The sequence below is a fragment of the Saccharopolyspora antimicrobica genome (genome assembly GCF_003635025.1).
GTDB classification, from domain to species: domain Bacteria; phylum Actinomycetota; class Actinomycetes; order Mycobacteriales; family Pseudonocardiaceae; genus Saccharopolyspora; species Saccharopolyspora antimicrobica.
On record NZ_RBXX01000002.1, the window covers coordinates 6883351 to 6899020 of the forward strand.

General features: G+C 71.7%; 16 protein-coding genes. 9 read left to right on the forward strand and 7 right to left on the reverse strand.

Features of this window, described 5'->3' with window-relative positions; translation table 11 throughout:
- The first annotated feature begins 115 nt into the window (after positions 1 to 115).
- The gene (locus tag ATL45_RS32630; RefSeq protein ID WP_093145899.1) at positions 116 to 1075 is read left to right on the forward strand and encodes a phytoene/squalene synthase family protein; all 960 of its coding nucleotides are present in this window, start codon (positions 116 to 118) and stop codon (positions 1073 to 1075) included.
- Between the two features lie 97 nt (positions 1076 to 1172).
- The gene (locus ATL45_RS32635) at positions 1173 to 1496 is read left to right on the forward strand and encodes a hypothetical protein (protein ID WP_093145898.1); all 324 of its coding nucleotides are present in this window, start codon (positions 1173 to 1175) and stop codon (positions 1494 to 1496) included.
- A 67-nt stretch (positions 1497 to 1563) separates the two neighbouring features.
- Here the strand turns inward: ATL45_RS32635 and ATL45_RS32640 are convergent, their stop codons facing one another.
- Positions 1564 to 2733 carry a S8 family peptidase gene (locus ATL45_RS32640; RefSeq protein ID WP_093145897.1) on the reverse strand — a complete coding sequence of 390 codons (1170 nt, stop codon included), beginning with the start codon at positions 2731 to 2733 and terminating at the stop codon, positions 1564 to 1566.
- 342 nt (positions 2734 to 3075) lie between these two features.
- Between ATL45_RS32640 and ATL45_RS32645 the strand changes: the two genes are divergently transcribed.
- Positions 3076 to 3501, forward strand: a complete 426-nt coding sequence (locus ATL45_RS32645) for a universal stress protein (RefSeq protein WP_093145896.1) — start codon at positions 3076 to 3078, stop codon at positions 3499 to 3501.
- Here ATL45_RS32645 and ATL45_RS32650 read toward each other — a convergent pair.
- Positions 3485 to 4258 (reverse strand): IclR family transcriptional regulator, encoded by a 774-nt coding sequence (locus ATL45_RS32650; protein WP_093145895.1) that lies wholly within the window; start codon positions 4256 to 4258, stop codon positions 3485 to 3487. The genes ATL45_RS32645 and ATL45_RS32650 overlap by 17 nt on opposite strands.
- Positions 4259 to 4417: 159 nt before the next feature.
- Between ATL45_RS32650 and ATL45_RS32655 the strand changes: the two genes are divergently transcribed.
- The 3 genes from ATL45_RS32655 (at position 4418) to ATL45_RS32665 (ending at position 8220) form a co-directional block, all read left to right on the forward strand.
- Complete coding sequence (locus tag ATL45_RS32655) at positions 4418 to 5356, forward strand: U32 family peptidase (RefSeq protein ID WP_093145894.1); 939 nt, start codon at positions 4418 to 4420, stop codon at positions 5354 to 5356.
- A 64-nt stretch (positions 5357 to 5420) separates the two neighbouring features.
- Positions 5421 to 6683, forward strand: coding sequence for a cytochrome P450 (locus ATL45_RS32660; protein ID WP_093145893.1), 1263 nt, complete (start codon positions 5421 to 5423; stop codon positions 6681 to 6683).
- Positions 6684 to 6765: 82 nt separating this feature from the next.
- Complete coding sequence (locus ATL45_RS32665) at positions 6766 to 8220, forward strand: MFS transporter (RefSeq protein WP_093145892.1); 1455 nt, start codon at positions 6766 to 6768, stop codon at positions 8218 to 8220.
- A gap of 3 nt (positions 8221 to 8223) precedes the next feature.
- Here the strand turns inward: ATL45_RS32665 and ATL45_RS32670 are convergent, their stop codons facing one another.
- The 3 genes from ATL45_RS32670 to ATL45_RS39115 all read right to left on the reverse strand — a co-directional run bounded on the left by ATL45_RS32670 (position 8224) and on the right by ATL45_RS39115 (position 11088).
- Positions 8224 to 10572: an NACHT domain-containing protein gene (locus ATL45_RS32670; RefSeq protein WP_093145891.1), complete on the reverse strand. Its 2349-nt coding sequence runs from the start codon at positions 10570 to 10572 to the stop codon at positions 8224 to 8226.
- A gap of 64 nt (positions 10573 to 10636) precedes the next feature.
- Positions 10637 to 10855, reverse strand: coding sequence for a tautomerase family protein (locus ATL45_RS32675; RefSeq protein ID WP_093145890.1), 219 nt, complete (start codon positions 10853 to 10855; stop codon positions 10637 to 10639).
- 59 nt (positions 10856 to 10914) lie between these two features.
- Positions 10915 to 11088 carry a hypothetical protein gene (locus ATL45_RS39115; RefSeq protein WP_170210118.1) on the reverse strand — a complete coding sequence of 58 codons (174 nt, stop codon included), beginning with the start codon at positions 11086 to 11088 and terminating at the stop codon, positions 10915 to 10917.
- Between the two features lie 145 nt (positions 11089 to 11233).
- On the opposite strand from ATL45_RS39115, the gene ATL45_RS39120 reads away from it, so the two are divergent.
- Entirely contained in the window at positions 11234 to 11401 is a 168-nt protein-coding gene (locus tag ATL45_RS39120) for a hypothetical protein (protein WP_170210412.1), read from the forward strand.
- Here the strand turns inward: ATL45_RS39120 and ATL45_RS32685 are convergent.
- Entirely contained in the window at positions 11361 to 12539 is a 1179-nt protein-coding gene (locus ATL45_RS32685) for an MFS transporter (RefSeq protein WP_211841351.1), read from the reverse strand. The two genes, ATL45_RS39120 and ATL45_RS32685, sit on opposite strands and share 41 nt — an antisense overlap.
- Before the next feature lie 99 nt (positions 12540 to 12638).
- On the opposite strand from ATL45_RS32685, the gene ATL45_RS32690 reads away from it, so the two are divergent.
- Both ATL45_RS32690 and ATL45_RS32695 read left to right on the forward strand, forming a co-directional pair.
- Positions 12639 to 13121 carry a GNAT family N-acetyltransferase gene (locus ATL45_RS32690; RefSeq protein WP_246025683.1) on the forward strand — a complete coding sequence of 161 codons (483 nt, stop codon included), beginning with the start codon at positions 12639 to 12641 and terminating at the stop codon, positions 13119 to 13121.
- A 23-nt stretch (positions 13122 to 13144) separates the two neighbouring features.
- The gene (locus ATL45_RS32695; RefSeq protein ID WP_093147186.1) at positions 13145 to 14071 is read left to right on the forward strand and encodes a pseudouridine synthase; all 927 of its coding nucleotides are present in this window, start codon (positions 13145 to 13147) and stop codon (positions 14069 to 14071) included.
- A 29-nt stretch (positions 14072 to 14100) separates the two neighbouring features.
- Here ATL45_RS32695 and ATL45_RS32700 read toward each other — a convergent pair whose 3' ends face one another.
- On the reverse strand, positions 14101 to 15666 hold the full coding sequence (locus ATL45_RS32700) for an N-acyl-D-amino-acid deacylase family protein (protein WP_093145888.1): 1566 nt from the start codon (positions 15664 to 15666) through the stop codon (positions 14101 to 14103).
- Positions 15667 to 15670: the final 4 nt, after the last annotated feature.

The window sequence follows — 15670 nt, forward strand, 5'->3', positions numbered from 1 at the left end:
TTCGAGCCGGGCGCGGGCGGCGGCACCGTCCTATTCGGACGACGGACGTGACCGGGTTCACCGCGAGCGGCCACCGTGCGCACACCTGCGCACTCGGTGTGCTGTTATTTCCGGTATGGACACGGGCACCAGGTCGTCGGCGGCAGCGCGCCGCGAGCTCGACGCCGCCCGCATCCCGGAGCACCTGCACGCCGCCTACCAGCGGTGCCGGGCGCTCAACGCCCAGCACGGCCGCACCTACTTCCTGGCCACCCGCCTGCTGGCACCGGCTCAGCGACCCTCCGTGCACGCGCTCTACGGATTCGCGCGGTGGGTGGACGACATCGTCGACGAGACCGGGCCGCGGACGGTGCACGAGCGCCAGCAGGCGATCGACCGGCTCGATGGCGAGCTGCGAGCCGGGCTGCGAGCCGGGCACAGCCGGAACCCGATCATCGCCGCGCTGGTGGACACCACCTCCCGGCACGCCATCGACACGGCCCTGTTCACCGACTTCATGGCGTCGATGCGGATGGACCTGACGGTTCGCGACTACCCCACCCGCGCCGAGCTGGACGCCTACGTGCACGGATCGGCCGCGGTGATCGGTCTCCAGCTGCTCCCGGTGTTCGGCACCGTCTCGCCCGCCGCGGAGGCCGCCCCCTACGCCGCCGCGCTGGGCGAGGCCTTCCAGCTGACGAACTTCCTGCGCGATGTCGGCGAGGACCTCGACCGCGGCCGGGTCTACCTGCCGCTGGAGGAGCTGGCCGCGTTCGGCGTGGACCGCGAGCGGCTGGCGTGGTGCCGGCGCACCGGCCGCCCCGACCGCCGGGTGCGCCAGGCCTTGGCCGATCAGGTCGCGCGCACCCGCGCGCTCTACCGGAGCGCCGAGCCGGGCATCGCGCTGTTATCGGCGCGCTCGCGCCCCTGCGTGCGCACCGCCTTCACGCTCTACGGCGAGATCCTGGACTGCATCGTGGACTCCGGCTACGACGTGTTCCGCCGCCGGGTGGCCGTGTCCGGGTCCCGGCGGTTCGGTGTCGCCGCGGCGGCGCTCAGCGCGGTTGCCGCGGTGAGCCTCCGAACCCGCTGGTGAGGAATGTCGATCGGGCCGCTCGGGTAACCCGACAGCGTGAGACCTTCTCCGGTTCGAGTGCGTCGGACCGGGACCGGACTCGGTGGGGAGCGACCAGATGAACAGCGGCACGCCGCGCCGACAGGACGTCGACGCGACTACCGACCTGATCAAGCAGGCCGGTCACCGGCTGGAGCGCAGCACCTGGGAGCTCGCCAGGTCGCCGGAGGCGCTCGTCGAGGCGCGGGAGGCGCTGCTGCACATCACCGCGACCAGCGCGCGGCTGGCCCGTCAGCTCGACGGGCTGGCCGCCGCCTGCGAGCAACCCAACAGCACCGAGCCTTCGGAAGTGCACGTCGCGCTCGACCAGGCGGCCGCGGCGGCCGAAGATCTCGGCAACTGCACGAAGGTCGCCGCGCAGGCCATTTACGACGGAGAGTGACCGGCGCGGGACGGTGCGCAGGGCTGTCTCCGGGCGATTTCGCCTCGCCCGGAGGCAGCCCCTTTCGTCACGGCGCCTGGACCAGCCCGGCGCCCACGTCGGTGGCGGCCAGCGGCAGCCGGCGGGCCGTCTGCGACAACCGCGCCCACAGGCCCCACGCCCGCTCCGGGTACTGCTGGGCGTAGAGCGCGGCCACGCCTGCGACGTGCGGGGTGGCCATGCTGGTGCCGCTGAGCTTGCGGTAGCGCTCGGCGCCCGGCCAGCTCGAGTAGACGTCGACGCCGGGGCCCGCCAGGTCGACCTGCCCGATCTGGTCGACCGTGCCGGAGGAGAAGTCGGCGATCTGCAGCTGCGAGTCGAGCGCGCCGATGGCCATGATCGACGGGCAGTTCGCCGGGTGGCCGACGGGCGCGATCGTGCCCGCCGAGCGCTGGCTCTCGTTGCCCGCCGCGGCGATGATCAGCGTGCCGCGCTCCATCGCCCGCTGCGCGACCTTCTCGAAGGCGTCGGAGTAGGGCGCACCGGGTTCGGTGGCCGCGCCCAGCGACATCGACACCACCGCGCAGCCGTTGGAGATCGCCCACTGGATGCCCGACAGGATGCCGCCGTCGGTGCCCGAACCGTCGTCGCCGAGCACCTTGCCCGCGTAGATGCTGGCCTCCGAGGCGATGCCGTAGCCCGGTCCCTCCGCGAAGGTCCGCGGCCCGCAGGAGGTCCCGATCACGTGCGTGCCGTGACCGTGCCCGTCCTGGACGTCCTGGCCCTCGACGAAGGAGCCGGTGACGATGTCGCGGCCGGCGAAGTCGGGGTGCTTGAGGTCCAGGCCGGTGTCGAGCACCGCGACCCGGACGTCCTTGCCGGTGGCCTTGCTGCGGTCGGAGCGCGTCTCCTGCAGGCCCCAGGTGAACTCGCCGTCCTCGGCGGAGGCCGACGGGCCGCCGATGGCGAACACCCGGCGCTCGGCCTCGATCCCGGCGATCGGGCCGGTTTCGCCCGCCGCCTGCCGCAGCGAGTTGAACTGGTCGTCGTCCGCGCTGATCAGCGCGACGCCGAGGTCGTGCAGCACGATCCCACCGGCGCTGCGGAACAGCTCACCGGGCGCGGCGCCGGCGGCATCGGCGGTGTTGGCGCAGCGGATACCGGTCAGCCGGGACAGTTCGCGGGTTCCGATGATGGTCGAGTTGTCCTCCAGCAGCACCAGATAGCGTCCGGTGGAGTTCTCCTCGGGGGTGGTCATGATCGCTCACCTCGGGCGGTAGTCGGGTTGCTCGCCACAGCGTTCCCAGATTTCGCCACAGCGATCTCAGGTGTATCGCGCACTACGTTGCGTCACAAGCACCCACCCGGGTAAGGCCTGCACTTCCCGTCCTGCGGATCCCGGTTTCCGCGCCGGTTCACCCAGAACATCACACCTTCGTGGTCGACCGGACGTGTATAGATCGACACGACGCGCAGGTGCTGGGACCGGCCGCGGCGTGCACCGGGTGTAATCGGCGCGCGGAATCCCGGACTGGACGGAACCGCCGGTTCGTACTTCCATGGGAACCGCAACGCTGTTCGAGCAGGCCCGGAGGGTGCCATGAGCGAACGCAAGGTCGTCGTCGGTGTGGACGGGTCGGACCCGTCGAAGTGCGCGTTGCGGTGGGCGGTGAAGCAGGCGGCGCTGCTGGACGCCACCGTGCACGCGGTCGGGGCCTGGGAGTTCCCGGCGTTCTACAGCTGGGAGGGCGGTCCGATGCCACCCGACGACTTCGAGGACGCCGCGCGCAAGGCCCTGGACGACACCGTCGAGCAGGTGCAGGGCGAGAACCTCCCGTCCGTGCCGATCGAGCGCGAGCTCACCCACGCGCACGCCGCCCAGGCGCTGCTGGACGCCTCGGAGGGAGCCGAGCTGCTGGTGGTCGGCAGCCGGGGGCACGGCAGCTTCTACGGCGCGCTGCTCGGTTCGGTGAGCCAGCGGTGCGCCGCGCACGCCAAGTGCCCGGTGGTCATCGTCCGGAGCTGACCACGTGGCCCAAGCGCTCGGAGAGGGTGAGCGCTCCTTCGCCGATCAGGTCGCGAAGGGCCGCTTCGGTCTCCTCGTTCCAGCGCAGGATCGGCACCGCGATGCTGATCGCGGCCACGACGTCACCGGTGTGGTCGCGCACCGGTGCGGCCACGCACGCCACCGCTTCGTTGGATTCGCAGTACTCGCGCGCCACCCCGGTCTCGATGACCCGGTCCAGTTCGGCGCGCAGTTCCTTGCGGGTGGCGATGCTGTGCTCGGTCATCGCCTTGAGCTTGCGGTTGCCGTACAGCTCGTCGACCTCGGCGCGCGGCAGGGCAGCCAGCAGGGCCTTGCCGACGGCGGTGCAGTGCGCCGGCAGCCTGCGTCCCACCGCGGAGACCATGCGGACCGGGTGACTGCTGTCGACCTTGGCCACGTAGAGCACCTCGGCGCCCTCCCGGACACCGACGTGCACCGTCTCCTGGCAGCGCTCGGCGATCTCCTCGGCGACCAGCTGGCCTTCCCGGGCCAGGTCGAGGCGCTCCGCGTAGGCCGAACCCAGCTGGAATCCGCGCACGCCGAGCCGGAACTTGTTGCTGCCGCGTCCCGCCGGCATCAGGTAGCCGCGTTCGCTGAGGGTGCCGACCAGCTCGTGCACCGTGGTGCGCGGCAGGCCGAGCTTCGCGGTGATCTCCGGTGCGCTGAGCTCGTCGATGTCCAGGAACAGCTCCAGGACGTCGAATGCTCGTTCCACCGCTGGTACCGCTCGTGCCACCGCTGGTGCTCCTCCCCCGTCGGCCGCGTACGGCCGTGACCGGTATTTCGAACATCGTATCCGATACCGGCCACGAACTGGAGGTTCCGCTTGACCGCCCCTTTCCGCACTGCATACGATTTTCCGAACATCGTCTGGGATCTCGAACGGAGTGGTCCGATGCGCCAGACCCGGGACTTCCTGCGCTCCCAAGGCCTGCCCGGGGAGGACGCCCCGGCCACCAGCACCAAGCGGTTCCCGGACGGCGCCCAGTACCGGGTGGAGATCCCGAGCACGGAAGGCCCCGAGGTGCTCGACGCCGTGCTCGCCGAAGCCGACGCCCGCCAGGTCGTGGTGCACCGCATCTCGCAGGGCAGCGGCGGGATGCTGCTCACCGATGCGGAACTGCGCGGGATGGCGCGCACCGCCGCGGCGCGCTCGGTCGAGCTGAGCCTGTTCGCCCGGCCCGTCGCCGGCTGGGACACCAGCCCGATGGCCACCGCCGCGGGTGGCGGTCCGGTGGCGGCGCAAGCGCGTGGCACCGAACAGCTCGTGCACGTGCTGGAGGACATCAAGCGGACGGCGGAGGCGGGCATCCGCAGCGTCCTGGTCACCGATCTCGGCGTGCTCAAGACCGCATCGGCCATGCGCGCGGCCGGTGACCTGCCGCCGGATCTGCAGTTCAAGATCAGCGTCCAGATGGGACTGGCGAACCCGGCCGCGGTGCGCATCGCGGAAGACCTGGGCGCCGACACCTACAACGTACCCACCGACCTGAGCATCGGGCAGCTGGCCGCGATCCGCGCCGCCACCGAGCTGCCGCTGGACGTCTACGTGGAAGCGCCCGACGACATGGGCGGTTTCGTCCGGCACTTCGAGATCGCCGAGATCGTGCGCGTCGCGGCACCGGTGTACGTCAAGTTCGGCCTGCGCAACGCCCCGAACATCTACCCCAGCGGCTCCCATTTGACGCCCACCGCGGTGGCGCTGGGCCGGGAGCGGGTGCGCCGCGCGCGGATCGGGCTGGACCTGCTGCACCGCTACGCCCCGGAGGCCGGGACCTCGCAGCTGCCCGCCGAGGGCCTCGCCGTGCCACGACCGGACTCCACTGTGGACTGATCGGGGCGTTGACGCCGCCCGGCCCGGCGGCCAGAGTATGCCTGGACCCGGCGAAGGAGTCGCGATGGCAGCGCCCACATCTGTCCCGGACGTGTTCGACCCGCGCAGGTACGCCACGGGCGTGCCGCACGAGGACTTCGCCTGGCTCCGCGAGCACGCTCCGGTGAGCTGGCAGCAGGAGCGCGAGGTCGGCGCCTGGCCCGGCGGCCCCGGTTTCTGGGCGGTGACCCGGTACACCGACGTGGTCGCGGTGCTGAAGTCCGCCGAGGTCTTCTCGTCCTGGCTGGGCGCCACCCAGATCCGCGACCCGGAGCCGGCGGACCTGCCGTTCATCCGGCGCATGATGCTCAACCTCGACCCGCCGGAGCACGGCAGGCTGCGGCGGCTGGTCAGCCGGGCGTTCACGCCGCGGCGCGTCGACCGGTTCCGCGAGACGGTGGCAGAGCGGGCGCGGCTGCTGGTCGACGAGGTGGTCGAGCGCGGTGGCTGCGACCTGCCCGCCGAGGTGACCGACGACTACCCGCTGCGCAACCTCGCGGACCTGCTCGGCGTTCCGGAGACCGATCGCGGGATGCTGCTTGCGTGGACCAACCGGATCATCGGCTACCAGGACCCGGAGCACTCCGAGGTCACGCTGGACGCCGATGGCAAGCCGGTGAACCCGCGCTCCCCGGCGATGCTGGCGGACATGTTCGCCTTCGCCCAGGACCTCGCCGCGTTCAAGCGCCACAACCCGGCCGACGACGTGATGACCGCGCTGGCCAACGCCGAGCTGGACGGGCGCGGGCTGGCCGACGCCGAGCTGGAGATGTTCTTCTTCCTGCTCTCGGTGGCCGGCAACGACACCGTGCGCAGCGCCCTGCCGGGCGGGGTGCTCGCCTTCGCCCGGCATCCCGACCAGCACCGGCTGCTGCTGGCGGAGCCGGAACTGCTGGACTCCGCGGTGGAGGAGACGCTGCGCTTCCACCCGCCGGTACTCAGCTTCCGCCGCACCGCCACGGCCGATGCCGTGCTGGGCGGGCAGCGGATCCGCGCCGGCGACAAGGTCGTGGTGTTCCACTGCTCGGCGCACTTCGACGACGAGCGGTTCCCCGAACCGCACCGCTTCGACATCCGCCGCTCCCCCAACGCCCACGTCGCCTTCGGCGATGGCCCGCACGTCTGCCTGGGCGCGCACTTCGCCCGGCTGCAGCTGCGCGCCTTCTACCGCGAGGCGCTGTGGCGGCTGCGCGATCTCCAGGTGACCGGGCCCGTGCAGCACCTGGTCTCGAACTTCATCAACGGCATCAAGCACCTGCCGCTGTCCTTCACACCCGCTCCGCGCTGAAAGCCCGTCGGCCGCCAGGCGAGCGCTCGACGGGTTCCGCCAACCAGCCACCAACGGGCTCCAAGGCCTATCGTCGGGCGATATGAGCACTGCTGCGCCGCTGCGCTCGCGGTCGGGTCGCTGGATCCTCGTCGCCACGATCCTGGGTTCCGGGGTGGCGTTCCTGGACGGGTCGGTCGTCAACGTCGCGCTACCCGCTATCGGTCGTGCGGTGGGCGGCGAGCTCAGCGTGCTGCAATGGGTGCTCGACTCCTACCTGCTCACCCTCAGCGCGTTGCTGCTGCTCGGCGGGGCGCTCGGCGACCGCTACGGCCGCCGGCGGGTGTACGTGGTCGGGCTGGTGCTGTTCACCATCGCGTCGCTGGGGTGCGGGCTCGCGCCGACCGGCGAGGCGCTCGTCGTGGCGCGGTTGCTGCAGGGCGTGGGCGGAGCGCTGCTGGTGCCGGGCAGCCTGGCGCTGATCAACTCGACCATCCGGCAGGACGATCGCGGCGAGGCGGTGGGCCGGTGGGCGGGGCTGACCGGGGTGGCCTCGGCGATCGGGCCGTTCGTCGGCGGCTGGCTGGTGGACGCGGCGTCCTGGCGCTGGGTGTTCTTCATCAACGTGCCGATCGCGGCCGCCGCGCTGGTGGCGCTGCGGCACGTCCCGGAGTCCCGGAACCCGCAGGCGGCGGGACGGCTGGACGTCTTCGGCGCGATCGCGGTGACCGTCGGGCTGGCCGGGGCGGTGTTCGCGCTGATCGAGATCCCGGTCGCGGGCTGGACGCCGCTGACCACCGCGGCGGCCGTGGCCGGGGTCGCGGGCCTGGTGGCCTTCCCGCTGATCGAGCTGCGCCACCCGAGCCCGCTGCTGCCGCTGTCGCTGTTCCGCTCGGCGCAGTTCACCGGCGCCAACCTCACCACACTGGCCGTGTACGCGGCGCTGAGCGGCGCGTTGTTCCTGCTGTCGCTGCAGTTGCAGCAGTCCATGGGCTACAGCGCCCTCGCCGCGGGCATCGCGACGCTGCCGATCACCATCATCATGCTGTTGCTCTCCAGCCGCGTGGGCGCGGTCGCGCAGCGCACCGGCCCTCGGCTGCCGATGACGTTCGGCCCGATCATCTGCGCGGCCGGTCTCGCCCTGCTGACCTGGGCGGTGCCGGGCAGCACCTACCTGACCGGGGTGCTGCCGGGTGTGCTGGTGTTCGGCCTCGGCCTGTCGATCACGGTCGCGCCGCTGACCTCGGCCGTGCTCGCCTCGGTGAGCGAGGACAACGCCGGAGTCGCCTCCGGCGTGAACAACGCGGTGTCCCGGCTCGCCGGGCTGCTCGCGGTGGCGGTGCTGCCGGTGGTCGCCGGACTGTCGCGAACCGAAGCCGGTGCCCCGCTCGGCCCCGGCTTCGTCACGGCACTGCTGATCTCGGCCGTCCTGTGCGCGGCAGGCGGAGTCCTGTCCTGGCTCACCATCGGCCGAGCGGAACGCGTGGACACCTACCCGCTACCCGGCGTGAACCACGCCTGCCAAGACCCCTGCACCTGCCACCACGACCGGCAGTGACCGTCACCGGCGTTCGGCCTGCCTGGCGAAGTGCTTGCGGAGCAGCTCGTGCCGGATCTGGTAGGCGGGCCCGACCTGCCGGAGAACGCCTGCGGCGTGGGTGTCCTGGAGGAACGCCATCAGCCGCAGCGGGAGACGGCCCCGCACGGCCAGCCAGATCCGGGCGAACGAGTACGACATCCACGCCGGACCGAGCGATGCGGAGACCACGACAGCGATCACGCTCACCGTGATCGCCCTCAGCCAGAACCCGGACTGCGAGGGGGAACCTCCTGCTGAAGCACTGAACACCAGCGCTGAGGCGACTCCGCAGGCCACTGCGGTGACCAGCACGGTCGCGCGATCACTGCGCAACACGTCCAACGGCGACACCGCCGAGCGGTGCGGGATCGGTGCCGCCAAGCCCCGCGCCACCCCGACCGGAATCCCGGCGAGCACCACGCAGAAGACCGCGACCAGTCCCACTTCGCGTTCGCCGAGTTCCTTTCCGAACAGCAAGAACACGACGTACACGACGGGCACGAAGAGCAGCCCGGCGAGTGCGCAGATCACCAGTCGCGGAATCAGCGTCGTCACCCGCGGCACATTGCGCTGTGGCGTCCCGGACCGGTCGAGGCCCAGGACGTTGGCGACCGCGAAGAAGAGCACCGCTCCCGTCACGTGAAAGGCAACCGGCCCGCGCCAGCCGGGCTGCATCACGAGCAACGAAGGCTCGTGACCGGACACCCAGGCCGATACGCCTTCGGCGAGCACCAGCACCGCCAGGATCAGCGCGAGGACCGCGACTGCCGCCAAGAGATCACCGGCCGCACCACGCAGCACGGTCCACACCCGGTTGCGCGACCGCCGACCCGCGACGTGAGCCGTGCGGGCCACCCGCACGCCGACACCCACACCCAACATGACGCCCAGGTGCACCCCGACGCCCAGCGTTTCGGCGGTGTACATCGCGTCCGAGCCGATCGTTGCCAGCAAGTGCGGGACCACCACCGCAACAGCCGTCGAGAGTCCGCTCAGGAGCCCCAGGATCCAGCGAGGCACCGCGCGCGGGAGGTGCCACCACTCGAAGTTCGGGCCTGCGACACGGATTTCGAGGTGGTGCGCGAGGAACGCGAGCCACCGCCTGGCTCGTTCCGGTTCCTTCGGGTAGGCCGTGGGCAGGAACTGTTCGAGCAGGTGGTTCTCGATCTCCTCCGACGTGCTGAAGGCGGCCAGTTGCCCGGGATCGCTGCTGGGTTTCCGGTAGACCTGCCTGGCGAGGCTGATCATCAGCGGCGTGGACAGCGCGCGGGCCAGCGGACCACGGGGGTCGGCGCGCAGGGCCTCGACCACCGGGGACCAGCGGTCCGCTCCGGTGACCTCCCGCTCCTGGAGGTAGGTCACCACGTCGTCGGTCGCCACGGGTTCGATCTCCACCACCACGGCCTGCGACAGCGGGCCACCGCCGGACACGGCTTCTTCGAACTCGGCGCTGCGGCAGGTGATCAGCATCCGCAAGCCGGCGCCCGCGGACCGGTCCAGATCGGCCAGCGCCATCGCCAGCAGCGGGCGCGGCATCTCGTCGAGTCCGTCCAGCACGGGCAGAATCCGCCGGTCCGCCAGCAACCGGCGCACCAGCTCAGGCAGGTGCGATTGCGGTGCCAGCACCGGGTAGTCGGCGGCGATCCGCCGCGCGATCCAGTCCTCCACCGGCTCGCTCGGGTCCCAACCGGCCACGGACAGCAGAACCGGCACCGGATCTTCTTCCCGGGAGTCCTCGATGACGGCCAGCGCGCCGAGGGTCGCCAAGGTGCTCTTGCCCGATCCCGGTGCGCCCAGCAGCACCAGCTGGCGGCGGTGGTTCGTGCGGAATGCTTCCCCCAGAGCCCGTCCCGACGACCGTTCGCCGTCTACCGGGGTGTCTCCGCTGTCGTCCGGCACCGAGACCGGGCGCGCGGTCCGGCGCCACTTCAGCCGCAGCGGCCTCGGCTGGCGCAGGCCGCGCGTGCCCACCTCCTGCGTCCACTGCCGCCGGACCTCGTCGCGCAGCGTTCGAACAGCGGCCCCCACCTGCTCGGTGGCACGGGCACGACGGCGCATCAACCAGAAGACGAGCACCAGCGCCGCCAGCACCGACATCGCGACGCTCGGCCAGCGTTGAGCGCCGACTGCCGCGCTGATCACGCCGAAGGCGGCCACCGCGCACACCACCGCTGTCCCCACCAGCCACGACGCTGCGCCCGTCGGCCAGTGGACGTGCACTCCGCCGCTGACCGTGCGCGTTTGCACCACGTTGCCGTGCACGGTACCGGTGATCTCGTTGCGCACCGAGCCGTGGCTCTCGTCGTGGTCGAAACGCCCACGAGCAGACATGGGCGCCACCGTATCGTAACGATCACATCACGTATGGCGAGACTGCCGGATCATGCGGCTGTGGTCAGCCCGCGGCCCGCTTGGCCTGGACCTGTTCGGTGGTCATCGCCTCTCCTCCGATCGCCCAGCTGCCGCTGGGCGTCTCGGTGATGACCACGTGCGTGAACGGGCGCAGGGCTTCGCCTTCGACGGCGATGACCGCTTCGGACACGCTCTCGACCAGCCGTCGCTGCTCCTCCGCGGTGAACACCCCGGCGATCACCTTGATGTCGACGAACGGCATCGGGCGGCTCCTCCGCGCTCCGCTGCTCGGTGCGCTTCACGTGCTGATCCGGACTCCGGTCATGCGGCGCGGACACCCGGTGCCGTCAGGCGCTGCATGCGGAGGAGCCAGAGCTCCAGTTCGGCGAGCTGGCCGTCGAGGCTCTCGCTGCCGTACATGTCAGGGCTGGCGCGCAGAGTCATCAGCTCTTCCCAGCGCCGTTCCATCTGGTCGATCATCTCTCGCACCGTCACCTGCGGCCCCTCTCCCCGAACGAGTACCGCCGTCGACGGTACGGCCGGGGTGTGCACGCTCGGTAAGGCCAAAAGTCACGGTTTCACCCGATCCGCCCGAAGCGGAGCACCCCACCGCCGTGTGCCGTTGTGGTGTGATCAAGACATGCGAAGAGGTCGTCGAGGGCACCCGTGCGAACCCGACATCAGCCAGATGGGCCTCTGGCGCTGCGACGTCTGCGGGCAGCAGTGGGAGGTCCACGGCGTCGCGGGCAATCCGCGGACCCGCAAGGTCAGCCGGGTCGGGTGGTTCCTCGCCAAGCTGTTCGGCTGAGGCGGCCGGCCAGCAGCGCGATGAGCAGGCCCGCAACCGGGACCACCACCAGGCCGAGGCGCAGGCTCACCGCGTCCGCCAGCAGACCGACCACCGGCGGCCCGGCCAGCACCCCGAACCGGTAGAGCCAGCCGACGACGGCCAGGCCCGCTCCCGGCGGCAGTCCCGGTACGGCGTCGGCCGCGTTGAACCCGGCCGGGATGATCGTGGCGATCCCCCAGCCGGCCAGGGCGAAACCGATGATCGCGGTTGGGATCGAGGGCCACAGCAGCGCACCGCCGACGGCCACGACCACCAACGCTCCCCCGGCTCGCGCGACGGCGCGGGCGCCGAAGCGGTTGACCAGCCGATCGCCGGTGAGCCTGCCGATGGTCTGGGCTGCTTGCAGCGCGACGAACACCCCGCCGGACAGCGCGGCCGCCGCGCCGAGTGAATCGCGCAAGTAGATCGCGCCCCACGACGCGGCGGTGTCCTCGACCAACGCACCCGCTGCGCACAGAGCGCCCAGCGCCAGCAGAGCGAGCAAGGTTCGCGCTCCCGGTCGCGCCCGCGGGTTGCCCCGGTGCGCGGAGTCGTCCGGCCCGGGGAGCAGGAACGTCCGGCTGGTGATGGCCACCGCTGCGAGCACGACGGCGGCCGCACCGAAGTGCAGCGGTAGCGGCGCTGCGATCCCGGCCGCCAACGAACCGCCCAGGCCCCCGATGATCGCGCCGACGCTCCACAGGCCGTGCAGCGAGTTCACGATCGACCGCCCGTAGGCGCGCTGGACCCGCAGGCCGTGCGCGTTCATCGCCACGTCGACCACCGCGTCCATCGCGCCCGCCACGAACAGCGCCCCGGCCAGCTGCCACCAGTTCGCCGCGAGCCCGATCGCGACCAGGTCCGCGGCGAGCAGCGCCGAGCACCACACCGCGACGTTCGCCGAGCGCCACCTGGCCAGCAGCGGGCCGGCCAGCAGACCGGCCGCCATCGCGCCCAGCGGGAACGCCGCGATGGCGGTGCCCAGCGCGGCGTTGGACAGTCCGAGCGAGTCCTGCAGTTCCGGGTAGCGGGGCACCACGCTGGCGAAACTCGCCCCGTTGACCAGGAACAGCGCGGCCACCGCCAGCCGCGCCGCGACCGGTGCGGTTCCCGGCATCGCCGCCCTCCTCCCGGTAGCTCCCGCGATCATGCCAGCTGCGGCGCATTAGAGTCGGTACCGGAGCCCCGAATCCGGAAGTCCACTGTGGAGGGATCGTTGAACTTGCTGGCGACGTTGTCCGTCGGACCGGTCACCTACCAGCTGCGCCGGGCCACCGGTGCCGACCTGGCCGCCGTCGTCGAGCTGCTGGCCGCCGACCAGCTCGGCGCGACCCGGGAGTCGGCCGTCGACCTGGAGCCGTACCGAGCGGCTTTCGCCGCCATCGACGCCGATCCGGCGCAGCTGCTGCTGGTGGCGACTGCCGGGGACGAGGTCGTGGCGACCATGCAGCTGACGTTCATCCCGGGACTCGCCCGGCGCGGTGCGCTGCGCGCCCAGATCGAAGCGGTGCGCGTGCACGAACAGCACCGCAGCCACGGCCTCGGCGGCGAGATGTTCGAGTGGGCCATCGGCGAAGCCCGCCGGCGCGGTTGCGCCCTGGTGCAGCTGACCACCGACAAGCAGCGGGCGGACGCGCACCGTTTCTACGAGCGGCTCGGCTTCACCGCCTCCCACGAGGGCTTCAAGATGGCGCTGTGACCACCGGCTACGCTGGTGGCGCGATGCGACGCAAGCTCAGCTCGCCGCTGCCGCAGCGGCACGGCGTGGACCCGGTCCGGATGCGACTTCCGCTCGACGGGCACTGGCGCACCGTCCGGGACCACCTGATCGACCGGATCCCGAAGCTCCCGCCGGAGCGCATCGACACCATGCTGCGCGAAGGCCTGATCGTCGGGACGGACGGTCCGCTCGGCCTCGACAGCCCGTTCGTCCCGGGCGCGTTCCTCTGGTTCCACCGCGATCTGCCGGTCGAGGTGCCCGTGCCGTTCGCGATCGAGGTGGTGCACCGGGACGAGCACCTGCTGGTGGTGGACAAGCCGCACTTCCTGGCCACCACCCCGCGCGGCGGGCACGTCGCGGAGACCGCGCTGATCAGGCTGCGGCGCGATCTCGACCTGCCCGAGCTCAGCCCCGCGCACCGGCTGGACCGGCTGACCGCCGGGCTGGTCATGTTCGTCATCACCCCGCGGCACCGCGGCGCGTACCAGACGCTGTTCCACGACCGGCTGGTGCACAAGGAGTACGAGGCCGTCGCCGCTTTCGACCCGGATTTGCAGCTGCCCCGCACGGTGCGCAGCAGGATCCACAAGCAGCGCGGTGTGCTGGCCGCCGAGGAGGTGCCGGGCGAGCCCAACAGCGAAACCGCGGTGGAGCTCGTCGAGCACCGCGGCGGTCTCGGCCGCTACCGGCTGCTGCCGCGCACCGGGCGCACCCACCAGCTGCGGGTGCACCTCAACAGCCTGGGAGTTCCGATCCTCGGCGACGACCTGTACCCGGTGGTGCGGCAGCGGGCCGCCGACGACTTCGCCGACCCGCTGCAGCTGCTGGCCAAGGTGCTGGAGTTCACCGATCCGGTCACCGGGCACCGGCGGCGCTTCGAATCGCGCCGGATGCTGAGCGGCTGGTCGGCACCCGATTCCGGGGGATGATCGCCGCCACGCGACCATCCCCCGCCGGTTCACGCCGCCGAGGTCAGCACCGTTCCGCCGCTGCGCCCGGTGGGGCTGCCGTCGAGGAGCACCGGCACACCGTTGACCAGCACCGCCGAGCATCCCGACGCCAACTGCCAGGGCTGCTCGAAGGTGGAGTTGTCCATGATCCCCGCCGGGTCGAGCACCACGACGTCGGCGGCCTTGCCCGCGGCGAGCACACCGCGGTCGGCCAGCCCGATCCTGGCCGCGGGCAGCGACGTCATCTTGCGCACCGCGTCCTCCAGCGTCAGCACCCCGCGTTCCCGCACGTAGCGGCCGAGCACCCGGGCGAAGGTGCCGAAACTGCGCGGGTGCGGCCTGCCGTCGCCGCGCTCGGTCATGGTCCAGCCGTCGCTGGCCACCGACACCCACGGGTGCCGGAGCACGGTGTCGACGTCGGTCTCGCTCATCGCGTGGTTCACGATCATCACGTTCGCCGCGTGCGCCACCAGCACGCGCAGCGCTGCTTCGGCCGGGTCCACGCCGTCCCGGCGGCCGATCTCCGCGACCGAAAGGCCGATGTCCGCGCTCTGCGCGCCGATCGGCAGGTCGGCGATGACCAGGCCCTCCGGGTCGATGTCCCGGCCGAACCTGGCCCGCAGCTCAGCGGCGATGCGCTCCCGGGTCGCCGGGTCGGCCAGCCTGGCCAGCAGCGCGTCCTTGCCGCCGTCGACCGCCCACGGACTCAGTCGCGACACCAGCGAGGTGCTGGAGGCCGTGTACGGGTAGACGTCGGCGGCGACGTCCACACCCCGCTGCCGGGCCGCGTCGATGAGCGCGAGGGCTTCCACCACCTTGCCGTGGTTCTCCGGCCCCATCGCCTTGAGGTGCGAGATCTCCAAGCGGGCGCCCGCGAATTCCGCGGCTTCGATCGCCTCGCGAACCGCGTCGAGCAGCGTCGCCGCCTCGTTGCGCATGTGCGTGGAGTACAGCAGTCCGGCCGACGCCGCCGCGGCGACCAGGGCGCGCACTTCCGCGGCGTCGGCGAACACGCCTGGGGCGTAGATGAGCCCGGTGGAGAAGCCGACGGCTCCTTGCCGCGCGGCGGTCGTCACCAGCTCGCACATCCTCTCGAGCTCGGCTCCCGTCGGTGCCCGGTCGGCGTCACCGAGCACCGCCAGCCGCACCGCGTTGTGGCCGACCTGCAGCGCGACGTTGACCGCCGATCCTTCGACGACCTCGCGGAAACCCGCCGCATCGCGCCACTTCCAGCTCAGCGCGCGGTCATCGATGATGCTGGCGCGGCGGATCAGGTCCAGATCGGTGAACGGGAACGGCGAGTGCCCGCAGTTGCCGGTCACCAGGGTCGTCACGCCCTGGTGGATCTGCGTGACGGCCGCCGGGGCGCCCTCCAGGGTGTAGTCGGCGTGGGAGTGCAGGTCGATGAAACCGGGCGCGACGACCTGCCCGGTGGCGTCGATCTCCCGCCGCCCGGCCAGTTTTCCGGGGCTGACCTCGACGATGCGGTCACCGGTGATGCCGATGCTTCCGCGCCGTCGCGGAGTCCCGGTCCCGTCGACCAGCTCACCGCCGTTGATCACGACGTCGAACATGGCA

Coding starts and splice junctions, on each gene's coding strand:
- ATL45_RS32670 (WP_093145891.1), bottom strand. CDS start 10,572: ATGTCTGCTCGTGGGCGTTTCGACCACGACGAGAGCCACGGCTCGGTG.
- ATL45_RS32635 (WP_093145898.1), top strand. CDS start 1,173: ATGAACAGCGGCACGCCGCGCCGACAGGACGTCGACGCGACTACCGAC.
- ATL45_RS32645 (WP_093145896.1), top strand. CDS start 3,076: ATGAGCGAACGCAAGGTCGTCGTCGGTGTGGACGGGTCGGACCCGTCG.
- ATL45_RS32675 (WP_093145890.1), bottom strand. CDS start 10,855: ATGCCGTTCGTCGACATCAAGGTGATCGCCGGGGTGTTCACCGCGGAG.
- ATL45_RS32655 (WP_093145894.1), top strand. CDS start 4,418: ATGCGCCAGACCCGGGACTTCCTGCGCTCCCAAGGCCTGCCCGGGGAG.
- ATL45_RS32685 (WP_211841351.1), bottom strand. CDS start 12,539: ATGCCGGGAACCGCACCGGTCGCGGCGCGGCTGGCGGTGGCCGCGCTG.
- ATL45_RS32700 (WP_093145888.1), bottom strand. CDS start 15,666: ATGTTCGACGTCGTGATCAACGGCGGTGAGCTGGTCGACGGGACCGGG.
- ATL45_RS32640 (WP_093145897.1), bottom strand. CDS start 2,733: ATGACCACCCCCGAGGAGAACTCCACCGGACGCTATCTGGTGCTGCTG.
- ATL45_RS32665 (WP_093145892.1), top strand. CDS start 6,766: ATGAGCACTGCTGCGCCGCTGCGCTCGCGGTCGGGTCGCTGGATCCTC.
- ATL45_RS32695 (WP_093147186.1), top strand. CDS start 13,145: ATGCGACGCAAGCTCAGCTCGCCGCTGCCGCAGCGGCACGGCGTGGAC.
- ATL45_RS39120 (WP_170210412.1), top strand. CDS start 11,234: ATGCGAAGAGGTCGTCGAGGGCACCCGTGCGAACCCGACATCAGCCAG.
- ATL45_RS32660 (WP_093145893.1), top strand. CDS start 5,421: ATGGCAGCGCCCACATCTGTCCCGGACGTGTTCGACCCGCGCAGGTAC.
- ATL45_RS32630 (WP_093145899.1), top strand. CDS start 116: ATGGACACGGGCACCAGGTCGTCGGCGGCAGCGCGCCGCGAGCTCGAC.